The 14,670-nt window shown below is 64.5% G+C and carries 15 protein-coding genes; 4 read left to right on the forward strand and 11 right to left on the reverse strand.

Features of this window, described 5'->3' with window-relative positions; all coding sequences use genetic code 11:
• Nucleotides 1-27 precede the first annotated feature (27 nt).
• Nucleotides 28-1,827: an ABC transporter transmembrane domain-containing protein gene (locus tag EN845_RS16745; RefSeq protein WP_127872146.1), complete on the forward strand. Its 1,800-nt coding sequence runs from the start codon at nucleotides 28-30 to the stop codon at nucleotides 1,825-1,827.
• A gap of 34 nt (nucleotides 1,828-1,861) precedes the next feature.
• Here EN845_RS16745 and EN845_RS16750 read toward each other — a convergent pair whose 3' ends face one another.
• Nucleotides 1,862-3,349, reverse strand: a complete 1,488-nt coding sequence (locus tag EN845_RS16750; protein WP_127872145.1) for a carboxypeptidase M32 — start codon at nucleotides 3,347-3,349, stop codon at nucleotides 1,862-1,864.
• Nucleotides 3,350-3,490: 141 nt separating this feature from the next.
• On the opposite strand from EN845_RS16750, the gene EN845_RS16755 reads away from it, so the two are divergent.
• Entirely contained in the window at nucleotides 3,491-3,844 is a 354-nt protein-coding gene (locus tag EN845_RS16755; protein ID WP_127872144.1) for a DUF1304 domain-containing protein, read from the forward strand.
• 92 nt (nucleotides 3,845-3,936) lie between these two features.
• Here the strand turns inward: EN845_RS16755 and EN845_RS16760 are convergent, their stop codons facing one another.
• The 7 genes from EN845_RS16760 to EN845_RS16790 all read right to left on the reverse strand — a co-directional run bounded on the left by EN845_RS16760 (nucleotide 3,937) and on the right by EN845_RS16790 (nucleotide 10,024).
• Complete coding sequence (locus EN845_RS16760) at nucleotides 3,937-4,362, reverse strand: hypothetical protein (protein WP_127872143.1); 426 nt, start codon at nucleotides 4,360-4,362, stop codon at nucleotides 3,937-3,939.
• 249 nt (nucleotides 4,363-4,611) lie between these two features.
• On the reverse strand, nucleotides 4,612-5,643 hold the full coding sequence (locus EN845_RS16765; protein WP_127277953.1) for a peptidoglycan -binding protein: 1,032 nt from the start codon (nucleotides 5,641-5,643) through the stop codon (nucleotides 4,612-4,614).
• 1 nt (nucleotide 5,644) lies between these two features.
• On the reverse strand, nucleotides 5,645-6,670 hold the full coding sequence (locus EN845_RS16770; protein ID WP_127277952.1) for a MotA/TolQ/ExbB proton channel family protein: 1,026 nt from the start codon (nucleotides 6,668-6,670) through the stop codon (nucleotides 5,645-5,647).
• A gap of 120 nt (nucleotides 6,671-6,790) precedes the next feature.
• Nucleotides 6,791-7,477, reverse strand: coding sequence for a hemolysin III family protein (locus EN845_RS16775; RefSeq protein ID WP_127872142.1), 687 nt, complete (start codon nucleotides 7,475-7,477; stop codon nucleotides 6,791-6,793).
• 83 nt (nucleotides 7,478-7,560) lie between these two features.
• The gene (locus tag EN845_RS16780) at nucleotides 7,561-8,361 is read right to left on the reverse strand and encodes an inositol monophosphatase family protein (protein WP_127277950.1); all 801 of its coding nucleotides are present in this window, start codon (nucleotides 8,359-8,361) and stop codon (nucleotides 7,561-7,563) included.
• 86 nt (nucleotides 8,362-8,447) lie between these two features.
• Nucleotides 8,448-9,014 carry an elongation factor P gene (gene efp, locus EN845_RS16785; RefSeq protein ID WP_027141779.1) on the reverse strand — a complete coding sequence of 189 codons (567 nt, stop codon included), beginning with the start codon at nucleotides 9,012-9,014 and terminating at the stop codon, nucleotides 8,448-8,450.
• A gap of 140 nt (nucleotides 9,015-9,154) precedes the next feature.
• Nucleotides 9,155-10,024 (reverse strand): LysR family transcriptional regulator, encoded by an 870-nt coding sequence (locus EN845_RS16790; protein ID WP_168247799.1) that lies wholly within the window; start codon nucleotides 10,022-10,024, stop codon nucleotides 9,155-9,157.
• A gap of 108 nt (nucleotides 10,025-10,132) precedes the next feature.
• Between EN845_RS16790 and EN845_RS16795 the strand changes: the two genes are divergently transcribed.
• On the forward strand, nucleotides 10,133-11,149 hold the full coding sequence (locus EN845_RS16795; RefSeq protein ID WP_127872140.1) for an NAD(P)-dependent alcohol dehydrogenase: 1,017 nt from the start codon (nucleotides 10,133-10,135) through the stop codon (nucleotides 11,147-11,149).
• Nucleotides 11,150-11,162: 13 nt separating this feature from the next.
• On the opposite strand, the gene EN845_RS16800 is transcribed toward EN845_RS16795, so the two are convergent.
• The 3 genes from EN845_RS16800 to EN845_RS16810 form a co-directional block, all read right to left on the reverse strand.
• On the reverse strand, nucleotides 11,163-12,203 hold the full coding sequence (locus EN845_RS16800) for a tetratricopeptide repeat protein (RefSeq protein ID WP_127277947.1): 1,041 nt from the start codon (nucleotides 12,201-12,203) through the stop codon (nucleotides 11,163-11,165).
• A 1-nt stretch (nucleotide 12,204) separates the two neighbouring features.
• A complete protein-coding gene (locus EN845_RS16805; RefSeq protein ID WP_127872139.1) occupies nucleotides 12,205-12,852 on the reverse strand; it encodes a thiamine phosphate synthase in 648 nt (215 codons plus the stop codon).
• A 132-nt stretch (nucleotides 12,853-12,984) separates the two neighbouring features.
• A complete protein-coding gene (locus EN845_RS16810) occupies nucleotides 12,985-13,890 on the reverse strand; it encodes a DMT family transporter (protein ID WP_127872138.1) in 906 nt (301 codons plus the stop codon).
• A 130-nt stretch (nucleotides 13,891-14,020) separates the two neighbouring features.
• Between EN845_RS16810 and EN845_RS16815 the strand changes: the two genes are divergently transcribed.
• Nucleotides 14,021-14,473, forward strand: coding sequence for an Lrp/AsnC family transcriptional regulator (locus EN845_RS16815; RefSeq protein WP_127872137.1), 453 nt, complete (start codon nucleotides 14,021-14,023; stop codon nucleotides 14,471-14,473).
• Nucleotides 14,474-14,670: the final 197 nt, after the last annotated feature.

A 14,670-nucleotide genomic window follows, 5' to 3' on the forward strand; every position in this document is an offset into this window, starting at 1 on the left:
GCTGAGGCGGCTAGAGGAAACAGCGAGATGGCGCAATCAAGCAGCGCAGACGAGCGCCGACGCTCGCTCAAGCCGCTCAGGCGCCTGTTTCCCTACATCACTGGATATCGCACGCTGGTGGTCGGCGCCCTCATCTCGCTGGTCATCGCAGCGGCAACGACGCTGGCGCTGCCGCTGGCGGTGCGGCGCATGATCGACCATGGTTTCTCGTCGTCCAGCACCAGTTTCATCGCCGAATACTTCGCCGCCCTGGTGGCGATGGCCGCCGTGCTGGCGGCGGCATCGGCCGGCCGCTACTATTTCGTCATCACGCTCGGAGAGCGCGTCGTCGCCGACATCAGACGCGATGTCTTTGCCCATGTGACGACGCTGTCGCCTGCCTTCTTCGACACCGCCCAGTCCGGCGAGATCGTGTCGCGGCTTGCCGCCGATACCACACAAGTCAAATCGGCGGTCGGCGCCACGGCCTCGGTCGCGCTGCGCAACGTCATCCTTGGCCTCGGCGCATTGGCGATGATGGTTGTCACCAGCCCGAAACTGTCCGGCTTGGTCATTGCCGCGATACCGGTCATCGTGCTGCCGCTGGTCGCCTTTGGCCGCTCGGTGCGTCGCAAGTCGAGGCAGGCGCAGGACACGCTTGCCGACGCTACAGCCTATGCCAGCGAACAGATCGGCGCGGTGCGCACGCTGCAGGCGTTCACCAATGAGACACTGGTCACTGGACGGTTTTCGGGTGCGGTGGAAGCGGCCTTCGAGGCGGCGCGGGCCTCTATCTTCGCACGTTCCTTCCTCACCTTCTTCGCCATCTTTACCATTTTCTCCTCGGTCGTTGCGGTGCTGTGGTTCGGCTCGCGCGACGTGCTTGACGGCAATCTGTCGCCCGGCACACTCGGGCAGTTCCTGCTTTATTCGGTGTTCGCCGCCGGCGCGCTCGGCGCGCTGTCGGAAGTCTGGGGCGAACTCGCGCAAGCAGCCGGCGCCGCCGAACGGCTGACCGAGATATTGGCCGAGACACCGGCGATCCAGGCGCCTGCCGATCCGAAGCCGTTGCCTGCGGCCGCCAAAGGCGCGATCATCTTCGATGATGTCTCGTTCTCCTATCCGGCAAGACCCGACCGCGCCGCCGTCCATGGCTTGAGTTTTTCGGTCAAACCCGGCGAGACGGTGGCCATCGTCGGTCCTTCAGGGGCCGGCAAGAGCACCGTCTTTTCGCTGATCCTGCGCTTCTACGATCCCGAAACCGGCAAGATCCTGATCGACGGCGTCGACGTGCGCGAAGCTGATCCGGTTTCGGTGCGCGAGCGCATCGCCATCGTGCCGCAGGATGTCACCATTTTCGCGGCGAGCGCGCGCGACAATATCGGCTTTGGCCGTCCAGGTGCCAGCGAGGCCGAGATCGAGACCGCGGCTAAGGATGCGCTTGCCGACGAATTCATTCTCAAGCTCGAACATGGCTATGACAGCCCGGTCGGCGAACGTGGCGTGACGCTGTCGGGCGGCCAGCGCCAACGGGTCGCCATCGCCCGCGCCATCCTGCGCGATGCGCCGATCCTGCTGCTCGACGAGGCGACCTCCGCCCTCGACGCCGAAAGCGAGACGCTGGTGCAGACGGCGCTCGAGCGGCTGATGCAGGGGCGCACCACCATCGTCATCGCCCACCGGCTGGCGACGGTGCTGAAGGCCGACAGGATCCTGGTCATGGATGGCGGCCGCATCGTCGAGGAAGGCACGCATCAGAGCCTGGTCGCCAAGGGCGGCATCTATGCGCGGCTGGCCAAGCTGCAATTCGAGACCGGCGCCAGCGCCTTCAGGGGCGCGGCTGAATAGCGGGCGCGTTTCGGCCGGCGACTACAGCGTCGCCTCACGCAGTTCCGTATCGTTTGCGCAAATGCTCCGTGAAATACATGGCGTTGAGTTTTTCGCCGGTGGCGCGTTCGAGCAGGTCCGGCGTCGACCAGCGCGACCCCTGCGACCAGATTTTCTCGCGACGCCAGCCGTTGATGGCCGCGAAATTCCCTTTCGCCAGGTCGTCGTCGGCTGAAGGATGTTCGCGCACCAGCGCGGCCCCTTGCTGCGCCGCCATCATCGCGCCCAACGTGTAGGAGGGGAAATAGCCGAAGGCGGCACCCGGCCAGTGCACGTCCTGCATCGGCCCATCGGCCGGATTGTCGATGGTGGAGAGGCCGAGATAGTCGCGCATCTTGGCATCCCAGGCTTCGGGCAGATCAGCCACCTCCAGGCGGCCGGAGACAAGCTCCTGCTCCAGTTCGTAACGCAGGATGACATGCAGCGGATAGGTCACTTCGTCTGCGTCGACACGGATCAGGCCACGCTCGACACGATGCACATGTGGCAGGATATCGTCGAGCGACCAGGCTTCGCCGAGATGCTTTTCCACCACCGGCAGCGCCCAGCGCCAGAAGGCGGGATTGCGGCCGATCTGCTTTTCGACGAACAGGCTCTGGCTTTCATGCACGGCCATGCCGCGGGCCTTGCCGAGCGGCCAGTGCGACCATGCCTTGGGCAGGTTCTGTTCATAGAGCGCATGCCCGGTCTCGTGCAGCACGCCCATCAGCGCCGACAGGAAATCCGATGTCTTGTAGCGGGTGGTGATGCGCACGTCGCTGGGCACGCCGCCGCAGAACGGATGGTGCGACACCGACAGCGAGCCGTGGGTCAGGTCGAAGCCGACCGCGGCCATCATGGCAAGGCCGAGTTCGCGCTGCCGGTCGATCGCATAGGTGCCCGAAAGCGGCTTCAGCGGATGCTTGCGCAGCCGCGCTTCCTGGATCGCCAGCGCCTCAGGCACGAAGCCTTTGAGGAAGGCCTTCAGGTCGGCGAAGACAGGAGTGATGTCAGCCGTGCGGTTGCCAGGGTCGAATTGCTCCATCAGCGCGTCATAGGGGGCAAGGCCTAGCACGTCGGAGCGCAGGGCCGCCTCTTCGCGCACCAGCGCCACCACGCCCTCGAGCGCCGGCTGGAAGCCAGCCCAGTCGTTCTTGGCGCGCAGGTCGCGCCATAGCTGCTCGCAACGCATGCGCGCCGTCGTCTGGCGTTCGACGAACTCGACCGGCAGGCAGGTCAGGTTGGTGTACTGCCGCCGCAGCTCGGCGAGAGCCGCCCGCTGCTCATCGTCCAATGCCTCGCCTTCAGCGGCGGCGATCCAGTCCGATATTTCCGGTGCGGTCGCCCTGGTGTGATACATGCCGGCAAGGGCCGCCATCGCCTCGGCGCGCTTCTCGCCGCCACCGACGGCCATGTGGGTCGCTTCATCGGCGCCGAGGATGGCCAGCGCATGTTCAAGCGCTTCGAGCTTGTGGCCGAGGTCGTCGAGTTTGTGAAAGGACATGGCGGCTTCCGTGATTGAGGACGGCGCGAAAAGACACCAACGCAAAAGCATTGGCAACCCTCGGATACCATCCGGCGGATGCAGCTTGCGCAGGCGAGGTCGAGCATGAAATGCTGCCGGCGACGCATGAAGGGGAGCAGAATGATCGGCAACATCCTGGTCGGGCTGGTGGCCTTGATCCATGCCTACATCGTCTATCTCGAGATGGTGCTTTGGGACACGCCGCGCGGGCACAAGACATTCCGCCTGACGCCGGAATTCGCCAGCGCCTCCAAAGTGCTCGCCGCCAATCAGGGCCTTTACAACGGCTTCCTCGCCGTCGGCCTGATCTGGGGGCTTTACCTCGGCTCCGCCGGTTTCCAGGTCAAGGTCTTCTTCCTGGCTTGCGTGGCCGTTGCCGGTCTCTATGGCGCGGCGACGGTCGGCCGCAAGATCCTGTTCATCCAGACCGTTCCGGCGGTGGTCGCCCTGATCGCGGTCTGGCTCGGTTGGTAGATGGGCTGGCGAGGAAAAAGGACGCCCGCGGGATTGGGGTCCCGAAGACGCCAGTTGGTCCCTTCCTCTGGGACGCTTCCAGGCAGATGGCCTCAGCCGTTCGGATAGTTTCCGCCGTCGGAGCCGTCGCCCATCAGGAAACCGGTGCCGGTATCGACCCTCAGTCGCTGGTCGACATTGTCGAGCCGGCGCAGCAGGTCATGGTATTGCGCGGCCGGTATCCTGCCGTGATCCGACGCGGCTATCTTCTCGGCGGCCTGACCGATGCGGGCCGTTCGCATTTCCAGGCGCTCCGCGACGGCCGGGGTGATGTTTTTGGCCCGCCTTGCGTCGGCGATGCCCTGGTGGACACCTTGAACCTGCTGAACGAGCGCCTCGACACGCGGACCCGTCATGTCGGTCGGGTCGGTCGCGTCGAGAGCGCCCTTGTGATGGCCCGCGGCATAGGCGCCGGCAAGCGGGGCGGCGACCAGAATTGCGGCAAGGATTGCAGTCTTGAGAGATGCTGAAGAGCGCATGACGGCGCCTCCTTTTGCTGGGAAGGGAGCGGTCTTGCCGCTCCGCGTTCCGGACGTGGGCCGTCCGGTTCCGTCGCGTCGCGATGTGAGAGGCATCGCCGGCGGTTCCCGGCCCTGGGCAGCAAGCTAGGAGTGCCTCGGCGCGAAGTGTAATTAAAAAAAGATAATCTTTTCAGGCCTTGCCGGCCGATCCCTGCGCCCTAGAGTTGAGCCGACGAACAATTTCGCGTGAGTTCGCGTGATGATGGATCAACGTTCGGTGAGCTTCAATTCAATGCGGCGGTTCTTGTTGCGCGCTTCGTCGGTGTCGGCGGGATCGAGCGGCTGGAACTCGCCGAAGCCGGCGGCGACCAGCCGGTTGGCTGGCACGCCGTTCTCGATCAGGAACTTGACCACCGAGGTCGAGCGTGCCGTCGACAGTTCCCAATTGTCGCGGTAACGGCCATTGCCGGACAGCGGCTTGTTGTCGGTGTGGCCGTCGACGCGCAGCACCCAGTTGATCTCCGGCGGGATCTCCTTCTGCAATTCGATGATGGCGTCGGCGAGTTTCTTCATCTCGACCTTGCCGGCATCGTTGATCACTTCGGAGCCGGTCGGGAACAGCACTTCCGACTGGAACACGAAGCGGTCGCCGACGATGCGGATGTTCTCGCGATCGGCGAGGATTTCGCGCAGGCGCCCGAAGAAATCGGAGCGGTAGCGGTTCAATTCCTGCACGCGCTGCGCCAGCGCCACGTTCAGGCGACGGCCGAGATCGGCGATCTTGGTGTTGGAATCGCGGTCGCGCGTTTCGGAGACGTTGAGGGCATCCTCGAGCGCGCCGATCTGCTTGCGCAAGGCCGCGATCTGCTGGTTGAGGATCTCGACCTGGCTCAGCGCCTGCTGGCTGATCTGGCGCTGGCTGTCCAGTTCGCCGCCCAGCTCGGCGGCACGCTGGTTGGCGGCGTCGCCGGCGCCGGCACCTTGTGCCAGCAACTGTTCGAGCCGGCTCTTTTCCGCCTGAGCCGCCGACAGCGACGCCTGCAGATTGGCGAGCGAATCCTCCTTGTCCTGCGCCGTCGAGCGCTCCAGCGCCAGAAGCTGGGTCAGTTCGTTGATCTGCGAATTGAGGCGCGACAGCGCCGTGTCCTTGCCGGAGATTTCGCGGCCGAGCAGGAACTGCGCCAGCACGAAGACGGTGAGCAGGAACATGATGGCGAGCAACAGGGTCGACAGCGCGTCGACGAAGCCAGGCCAATAATCGATGCGGCGATCGGTACGCCGGCCCCTGGCAAGCGCCATGCTAGTGCACCCCGGGCTTCTTCAGCGCGTCGGCGATCTTTTCCAGCGTGTTGCGCATCGCCTTCTGCTCGTCGGACTGGGCCTCGACCCAATCGCGCATGATCTGCTGCTCGGAACGCATGTTCTTGACCAGGCCGGAAATGCCGTCGGCGAGATTGGCCATGGCGGTGGCGACGCGCGGGTTGGAGCCGCCGCCATTCTCCTGCATGCTGCGCAGCCGCTCCGACAACAGGCGGATTTCGTCGGAGGGTTCGGTCCTGGCCGCGTCGGAGACGACGATGTCAGACGACAGGTCGGTGACCGAGGACAGCCAGTTTTCGAGTTCGGTGTAGAAGCGCGTCTGGGCGCGGCCGGCCTGCAGGTCGAGGAAGCCGAGCACGAGCGAGCCGGAGAGGCCGAACAGCGAGGACGAGAAGGCGGTGCCCATGCCGGCCAGCGGCGCCGACAGGCCCTGCTTCAGCGAATCGAGCACCGCCGCGGCATCGCCGGTGCCGGGATCGAGAGACTCGATGGTCTCGCGGATCGAGCCGATCGTATTCAACAGGCCCCAGAAAGTGCCGAGCAGGCCGAGAAACACCAGCAGGCCGACCAGGTAGCGCGAGGTGTCGCGGCTTTCGTCAAGGCGCGTGGCGATGGAATCCAGCATTGTGCGCATCGATGAGGTCGAAAAGGCCATCGACGACGAGCGGCCGATCATCGCCTTCATCGGCGCCAGCAGCACCGGTTCCGTGGTCTCCGAGCCGGCGCGGAAGGAGTTGACCCAGCGCACCTCGCGAAACAGCCGCCCGACCTGCGTGAAGGCCAGCAGGATACCGACGACGAGCACGCCGACGATGAGGCCATTGAGGCCGGGATTGGTGACGAAAGCGGTGGTGACCTGGCGGGTCAAGATGGCGGCGATGAAGGCGACGATGGCCAGGAAGATGACCATGGTGAGCAGAAAGACCTGCGGACTCGACAATTTGTGTGGATCGTAGACCAGTACGTCGGAGCGCCTGCCCATGCCGAAGGATCTGAGAAAAGCCATCCGTGCCCCGTTTCCGATGCCGCTGCCGCCGATCACGTAGGTGGCGACTCTAAACGGAATTGTGACCAAATTGAATGGTGCTTGGCAATATTGCCACAGGTAGCCTTAGGAGCCGGCGCCTCAAAGGCGGTTGATGACCAGGCAGTCGACCATGGCCGCCAGATGCAGACCGGCGCCGGTGACGACGAAGCCGTGCCACAGGGCGTTGTGGAAGCGCAGCGCCTTCCAGGCGAAGAAAATCACGCCGCAGGAATAGACGACGCCGCCGGCGACGATGAGCATGATCGACGTGGTCGGCAGCGTCTCGACGAGCGGTTTGACAAGGATGACGCCGCTCCAGCCGATGGCAAGGTAGAAGACGATCGCCAGCCTGTCGAAGCGGCCGGGGAAAAACACCTTGATGGCAATGCCCGTTGCCGCCGCGGCCCAGACCAGAACAATCATCCAGCGCGCCAGCGGCGAGTTTCCCAACTGGGCGAGGAAGGGTGTGTAGGTGGCGGCGATCAACAGATAGATCGCGGCATGATCGAAACGCCGCAAGATCCACTTCGCGGGCGAGGTCACCGGCCACAGATTGTAGGTCAACGATACCGACAGGACGGTGAGCAGCGAGACGACATAGAAGACGGCGGCGATGTATTCGCCGGGCCCGACCCGGAAGGCGGCGAGCGCCAGCAGCGCCGAGCCGGCCGTGATCGCCAGCACGATGCCCACCGCATGGACGATCCCGTCGGCGATCATCTCGGCGCGCGAATAATGCCAGCGTCCGATGAACGGAATCTCGATCTGTGGCGGCGTGTTGATCATCTATCGTCCTAGCGTCACCCTTTATCTGGGCAACCGCCGGACAGTATTTCAAGCTTTGTTTGCGGTTTTGCGACTGCGGCCGTTCAGCGCGGCGGGAGCGGCTTTTTCACCGTCTTCAGCAATGCGCGCTGGATGATCTCATTGCCGGCGACGACCGTGCCGGTGTCGAGCATATCCTGTCCGCCATCGATGTCGGAGGCGAAGCCGCCCGCTTCGCGGATCAAGAGCAGGCCGGCGGCGATGTCCCAGGCCGACAGGCCAACTTCCCAGAACCCGTCCATGCGCCCGGCGGCGACATAGGCAAGATCGAGCGAGGCGGAGCCCATGCGGCGGACGCCGGAGACCTCGGCCATGACGTTGCGCAGCTCGACCAGGAAATTGCCGTGGTGGCCGCGGCCGAGATGCGGCACGCCGCAGCCGATCACCGTGTCGACAAGCTTCGTGCGGCCGGCGACGCGCAGGCGGCGATCATTCATGAAGGCGCCGCCGCCGCGCTCGGTGGTGTAGAGCTCGTCCATGGCAGGATTGTAGATGACGCCGGCAACGATCTGGCCCTGGCGCTCGAGCGCGATGGAGACTGCGAAAAGCGGAATGCCGTGGAGGAAATTGGTGGTGCCGTCGAGCGGATCGACGATCCAGCGGTGCTGGCTGTCGTCGCCGGCGACGGCGCCGCGCTCTTCCATCAGAAAGCCGTAGCCCGGGCGTGCCTTCGACAATTCGGCAAAGACGATGTCCTCGGCCTTGCGGTCGGCCTGGCTGACATAGTCGCCGGGCCCCTTCATCGAAACCTGCAGGTTCTGGACCTCGCCGAAGTCGCGCGACAGCGAGCGGCCGGCCTTCATTGCGGCCTGGACCATGACGTTGAGGAGGGCTGAGCGTGCCATAGTGCTTCTTCCTGGTGCGGCGCTTTAAACTCTGTCTCGATGCATGCCGGTGACCCAAATCCGGGGCCACTTCTGGGCGGCACGCATCAGTCGGCGCGGCGCACGTAAGTGATTTCGTTGGTGTCGACGATGATGCGTTCGCCGGCGCCGATGAAGGGCGGCACCAGCACGCGAATGCCGTTTTCCAGCACCGCCGGCTTGTAGGAGGACGCTGCGGTCTGGCCCTTCACCACGGGATCCGCCTCGGTGATGGTCAGCGTCACATAGTCGGGCAGCGAAATGCCGATCGGCCGTTCCTCGTAGAGCTGAACCGTCACCATCATGCCGTCCTGCAGGAACGCGGCGCGGTCGCCGACGAAATCCTTGTTCAGTTCGAGCTGCTCGTAGCTTTGGGTGTCCATGAACACCAGCGCGTCTTCCTGCTCGTAGAGAAAGGAAAAATCCTTCAGGTCGAGCCGGATCTGCTCGACCGTCTCGGCCGAACGGAAGCGCTCGTTGAGCTTGGTGCCGTTGATGAGGTTCTTCAGTTCGACCTGGTTGTATGCGCCGCCCTTGCCGGGCTTGACGGTGTTGGTCCTGACCGCCACCCAGAGGCCGCCATCGTGTTCGATGACATAGCCGGGACGGATTTCGTTGCCATTGATCTTGGCCATGATGATGGGATCCGGGATGCTGCCAACGGCCAGGCCGTTGGTATGGGATGTTCGCCGTGACAAGCGATTTAAGGCTCCAAGACCACAAATCGCCCGGAGAGGCAAGGGAGGGCGGGTCGGCTCCGGCCGGCAAGCCGGCGTCAGGTCTCGACCTCCAGGACATCGCCGACGGTCTTTTCAATGGCCTGCGCGGCCGTTGCCAGGCGGTTGAGGTGCGGAGAGCGCAGGGCCACCACCTGCAATGAAAGATCGAGATCTCCGGTATCGACAAGCGCGAGGTCGTCGGGAAGTCCGCGCGCGGCAAGCCGCGACGGCATGAGGCCGAGGCCGTGTCCCCGACGTACCCATTCCATCTGCATCGCCGGGTCCTGAATTTCCGCCGCTATAACGAGCCGATGCCGTTCGCCGCCCAAAATGGCCAGGAGCCTCTGACGCGCGTCGCAAGGCTCGGGACTAAGCACCCAGGGCCTGGAAGCCCAGGCGGCGTCCGTGAGACGGGGTTTGGTGGTGCCAGCCGGCGCTATGATGGCGAGGCGTTCCGTGCCAAGCGCGTCCGGGCCTTGATGATCGGCGGATCGCAGAACGATCGCCATGTCGAGTTGGCCGCGTTCGAACTGCTCGATCAGCTCCGCGCTCCAGCCGGTCTTGAGCCGCAAGGATATTTTTGGAAACGCCCCAGCCGCGCTGGCTATACCGCCCGCAACGCCCGCGTCGGACAGGCCATGTGCCAGGCCGACACGCAGCACGCCTTGCGGCTCGGTGTCGGCGGCGAAGGCTTTCAGAGCCTCGACCGAAGCCAGTATGTCTTTCGCGCGCTCCAAGACCTCCAGTCCCGCCGTGGTCAGGCGCGGCGGCTTCTGCCGGCGATCGAGAAGCGTCGTCCCGAGCATATCCTCCAGTCGCTGCATCTGACGCGTGACGGCAGGCTGCGTCAGAGGCAGGCGGCGGGCCACGCTCTGGATCGAGCCCTCCTCGGCGAACAGGACGAGCGTGCGTAATTCCTCCAGCATTTCCAACATTGCTCCAAATGCATAATTATCCTGATTATTATGAATTTGAAATCAGGACCAAGGCAAGCGATTTTCCTTTCCATGAGCTCCAGACGGAAAGGAAAGACAATGAAGGCCATCGAACTGCAGCACCCGGGCGGCATCGACAACCTCAGGCTGGTCGAGCGGCCAATGCCGGAACCCGGGCGCCAGGAGATGATCATCAAGGTCAGGGCAACCGCGCTCAATTACCGCGACGTGGAAATCGCCCGTGGCATTTACCACACTGCCTTTGCGCTGCCGTTGGTGCCGCTTTCGGACGGCGTCGGCGAAGTGGTTGCGGTTGGCGCCGAAGTGACCCGCTTCAAGGTCGGCGATCGTGTCTGCGCCACATTCTGGCAGCGTTGGGTCGGCGGCAGTTTCGCCATGGCTGAGCCCTCCTATCAACGGGGCGGCCCGATCGACGGGTTGCTCAGCGAGTTCGCCAGGCTGGATGAACAGGCGGCCGTCCTTGCGCCGGAGCACCTGAGCGATGTCGAAGCCGCGACGCTGCCTTGCGCCGCCGTGACGGCCTGGCATGCGCTGTTCAGCGAAGGCCGGTTGAAGCCCGGCGAGACGGTGCTGAGCCTGGGCACAGGCGGCGTCTCGCTGTTTGCGGTGCAGTTTGCGGCTGCCGCCGGGGCACACGTCATCGTCACGTCGAGCAGCGACGACAAGCTCACACGCGCAAAGGCGCTTGGCGCCCATGACGGCATCAACTATCGCAGCGACCCGGATTGGGCGTCGGCCGTGCTGGCGCTCACCGGTGGGCGTGGCGCCGATCACATCATCGAAGTCGGCGGCCCGCAAAGCTTCGCCCAGTCGCTGAGGGCTTCGGAGCGCGGTGCCCAGATCAATGTGATCGGCTATCTCGGCGGCAGCGAGGGTGCAATCAATCCGCTCGACATCTTTCGCCGCCAGGTCCGGGCACGCGGAATTCCGGTCGGTTCACGCGAATCCTTCGAGGCGATGAACCGGGCCCTCGCCGTCAACCGGTTGAGGCCGGTGATCGACAAGGTCTTGCCGTGGCGGGAGGCAGCCGGCGCCTTCCGCCATCTCGAACGCGGCTCGCCCTTCGGCAAAGTCGTCCTGGATCACATGCAATGAGCGCGCGCTGTCCTCAGGGCAGGCGGTTCGCCTTCTGCAGGGCCTGCTTGGTCTGGTCATCGCTCAGCCCTTGCAGGAAATCGTCCATCTCCTGATCGATGAGGCCGGCGCGGCGGGCAACGATATACCAGGCGCCGGCGAGCACCAGGTCCGGATCGGTGCCGATGCCTTGCATATAGAGTTTTGCCAGGCGGTTCTGGGCCGCGACATTGCCGCCTTCGGCGGCCTGTTTCGTCCAGCCGAAAGCCGATTTCAGGTCGCGCGCGCCGCCGCGGCCCTCGATCATCCAGGCGGCGAGATCGATCTGCGCGGTGTCGTAGTTCTGACGGGCGGCCTGCGCCAGCAGCCGCCGTGCCTGTGCATCGTCGCGCGGCTTGCCGCCGACGCCGTTGGCATAGATCTGCGACATGGCGTATTGCGCGTCGGCGAGACCGGTCGCGGCAGCGCGCTCATAGTAGGAAACCGCCTTGGCCAGGCCGGCGTCGCCGGGATCCTGCTGGACCAGCATCTGCGCGAAATTGAATTGCGCCAGCTGGTTGCCGGCTTCGGCGGCGGCCTGCATTAGGGCATAGGCTCCCTTCGCGTCCTTCTTGACGTAACGGCCATCGAGCAGCATCAGCGCATATTGGAACTGCGATTCCGGCACGCCCTGCTCGGCGGCAAGCGCGTACCATTTGGCGGCCTCGGCGGAGTTCAACGGCACACCCAACCCACGCGACAGGATCTCGGCCACCAGCGTCTGCGCCGCCGGGTCGCCGTTCTGGGCACGGACCAGGGCCAGATTATAGGCGGTCTTGTAAAGCCCGCGCTGGAACGCGCCATAGGCGGCGTCCGCCGGCTTGGCGCCGAAGCGGTCGGGATTGACGCTGTCGACCGAGGGCAGCGGTGCGGGCTCCGCCGTGGTGGCGGGCTGCGGCAGCTGGTTTTCGATCGGCTTGTCGGTGTGCATGCCGGTTTCAGGCTTGCGCTGCGGCAAGGGTATAGTTTCGGCGGCGGCGGCCTGGATCATCACCGCCGCAAGCAGGGCCTGAAGGGAAAGCCTTGCCAGGGACACGTCAATCCTCGAAGCGCGGCGCTGTGTCGTCGAGCAGGGCATTGGCCCGGGCGATCGCCACCTTCGGATCGACGCCGTCGGCGAACACGGCGCTCGACAGCGCGACGAATTCGGCGCCGGTGGCGGCCACCGTTTCGACGGAGGCAAGATCGGAACCGGCCTCGACGATGCAAGGAATCTGGATCATCTGCGCCCACCATTGCCCCAATGACAGGTTGCGCGGATGCGGCTCAGGCTTGTTGTCGTAGCCGAAGCGGCCGAAGAAAATGTAATCGGGCCTGGCTTCGCCGAGCTCCAGCGCGTCGTCGCGGGTCTTGGCACCGCCGGTGCCGACCATCATTTTCGCCTGGAAATGCTCGATCGTCTCGGCGAGTTCGGCCTTGGAGACCTCGACATGGATGCCGTCGGCCTGGACCCGGCCGGCGATGCGGGTGTCGCCAGCAATGATGACCGCCACGCCCGCGGCCTGCGCGGCCGGCACGACCTGTTCGGCAAAGGCCTGGAAGGAGGCCTCGTCCATGCCGTTCTCGGGCAGGATCAGCGAGGCGATGTCGCCGCCGTCGAACGCGGCCGCGATGCGGGCGGCCGGCACGCCGGGTGGCGCGATCAGTACGATGCGGCAGCGGTTGGGAGGCGTGGCGTCATTCATGGTTCTTCGATCCCGGGTTTCGCCTATGCCGGGCGAAGATGGTTGGATTGCGGCATAGAGCAAACTGCCCGCTTTGAACAGGCGGACAGCCAGGATCGGATTTTTTGACCGCCGGGTAGCCGGCGTGCCGCCTTACTTGATCGGCTGCGGGCTCGCGGCGGACGGTCTCGATTTCCACAATGTCCAGCCGAGGTTCATGCCGGCGGCTGCGATCAGGATGGCGGCGGCGCCGACGACCTGGCTAAGATGCAGCCGATGGCCGAAAGCGATGACATCGACCAGGATGGCAACGACCGGATAGATGAAGGACAGCGACCCCTGCAGATGCGTCGGCAGCTTCTGGATGGCGCCGTACATCAGGATGTACATCACGCCGGTGTGGACGATGCCGAGCGTTGCCAGCATGGCCCAGCTCCATGGGTCGGCGGGAAGATGCGAGAGATTGGCGAAGGGCGCCAGCATGACGACGCCGACGCAGACCTGGATGAGCGCGATCAGATGCGGCGGCGTGCCCTTGAGCTTCTTGGTGACGATGGCCGCGACAGCCCAGAAAAAGGCGGCGGCCAGGGCCATCAGGATGCCGGCGAAATAGTTCGTGCCGACATCGCCGGCGTCTGGGGCGGCCCCGACGATCAGCACCATGCCGGCGAAGGCGATTGCCAGCCAGGTCAGCTTGGTCAATGTCAGCCGCTCGGCGAACAACAGCGCGCCGAAGCCGACCAGCATGAAGGGTTGCGTGTTGTAGACCGCGGTGGCGATCGAGATGGAGGCGCGTGAGAATGCGCTAAACAGGAGCAGCCAGTTGATGACGATCGCCGCGCCCCCAAGTGCTGCGAGGCCGACGATGCGCAACGACAGCCTGTTGCGCAACAATCCAAGCGAAGCGCAGATGATGAGCAGCGTCAGCGCGCCGAACGCGCAGCGCCAGAACACTACATCCATGATCGGCTGGCCGGACATGATGACGAACCATCCGATTGTTCCCAGGATCGCCATTGCGGCCGACATTTCGACCGTGCCACGTACCGTATCGTTCATGATAAGCCTCTGAACCCGTTGAGCCAGCATAATCTCATGTGACGCCGAGGCTTTCCATCCCTTCAGAAAGGCTATATGAGGAAGTGACCTAATTATATTAGGCATCTGCTCGAATCTGCGAGAAAAAGAAATGCTGGACGATCTCGACCGAAATCTCCTCGAAATCCTGGTCAGGGATGCGCGGACCTCGCTGAAGGATCTGGCGGCCCAGGTCGGGCTGTCGTCGCCGAGCGTTTCGGAGCGCTTGCGGCGGCTCGAGGAGCGCGGCGTCATCCGGGCGTTCACCGTCGAGATCGATCCGCTGGCGCTCGGCTATACGCTGCAGGCGATCGTGCGGATCAAACCTTTGCCGGGCAAGCTGCACATCGTCCAGAAACTGATCGAGGAGATTGAAGAGTTTGGCGAATGCGACAAGGTGACGGGAGATGACTGTTTCGTCGCCCGGCTGTTCGTGCGCTCGATCGGCGACCTCGACGGCATTCTCGACCGGATCGCCGACAAGGCCGAGACCAGCACCGCCATCATCAAGGCACAGCCGATCCGGCGGCGGCCGCCGCCACTGGGGTTGCCGTCGGGCTCATAGGCTTGACACCCCGAGGCCATGGTGGAAAGGCGCGGCCAGTCCACCAAATGTCAGTCTTCCGCCAGATGGCTGTCCGAAAGCGAGAAAAACATGGCGCAGAACATCTACGATCAACCGGAATTCTTCGCGGGCTACAGCCAGCTTGGCCGCTCGGTCGAAGGCTTGGACGGTGCCGCCGAGTGGCCGGCGCTGCGCGC

Origin of the sequence: Mesorhizobium sp. M8A.F.Ca.ET.202.01.1.1, assembly GCF_004791595.1 — a bacterium.
Lineage (GTDB): Bacteria > Pseudomonadota > Alphaproteobacteria > Rhizobiales > Rhizobiaceae > Mesorhizobium.

What these genes read in the sequence shown, in the direction of transcription:
- EN845_RS16775 (WP_127872142.1), bottom strand. Translation starts at nt 7,477, where the DNA reads ATGATCAACACGCCGCCACAGATCGAGATTCCGTTCATCGGACGCTGG.
- EN845_RS16795 (WP_127872140.1), top strand. Translation starts at nt 10,133, where the DNA reads ATGAAGGCCATCGAACTGCAGCACCCGGGCGGCATCGACAACCTCAGG.
- EN845_RS16745 (WP_127872146.1), top strand. Translation starts at nt 28, where the DNA reads ATGGCGCAATCAAGCAGCGCAGACGAGCGCCGACGCTCGCTCAAGCCG.
- EN845_RS16780 (WP_127277950.1), bottom strand. Translation starts at nt 8,361, where the DNA reads ATGGCACGCTCAGCCCTCCTCAACGTCATGGTCCAGGCCGCAATGAAG.
- EN845_RS16815 (WP_127872137.1), top strand. Translation starts at nt 14,021, where the DNA reads ATGCTGGACGATCTCGACCGAAATCTCCTCGAAATCCTGGTCAGGGAT.
- EN845_RS16765 (WP_127277953.1), bottom strand. Translation starts at nt 5,643, where the DNA reads ATGGCGCTTGCCAGGGGCCGGCGTACCGATCGCCGCATCGATTATTGG.
- EN845_RS16790 (WP_168247799.1), bottom strand. Translation starts at nt 10,024, where the DNA reads ATGCTGGAGGAATTACGCACGCTCGTCCTGTTCGCCGAGGAGGGCTCG.
- EN845_RS16810 (WP_127872138.1), bottom strand. Translation starts at nt 13,890, where the DNA reads ATGAACGATACGGTACGTGGCACGGTCGAAATGTCGGCCGCAATGGCG.
- efp (WP_027141779.1), bottom strand. Translation starts at nt 9,014, where the DNA reads ATGGCCAAGATCAATGGCAACGAAATCCGTCCCGGCTATGTCATCGAA.
- EN845_RS16770 (WP_127277952.1), bottom strand. Translation starts at nt 6,670, where the DNA reads ATGGCTTTTCTCAGATCCTTCGGCATGGGCAGGCGCTCCGACGTACTG.
- EN845_RS16750 (WP_127872145.1), bottom strand. Translation starts at nt 3,349, where the DNA reads ATGTCCTTTCACAAACTCGACGACCTCGGCCACAAGCTCGAAGCGCTT.
- EN845_RS16805 (WP_127872139.1), bottom strand. Translation starts at nt 12,852, where the DNA reads ATGAATGACGCCACGCCTCCCAACCGCTGCCGCATCGTACTGATCGCG.
- EN845_RS16755 (WP_127872144.1), top strand. Translation starts at nt 3,491, where the DNA reads ATGATCGGCAACATCCTGGTCGGGCTGGTGGCCTTGATCCATGCCTAC.
- EN845_RS16760 (WP_127872143.1), bottom strand. Translation starts at nt 4,362, where the DNA reads ATGCGCTCTTCAGCATCTCTCAAGACTGCAATCCTTGCCGCAATTCTG.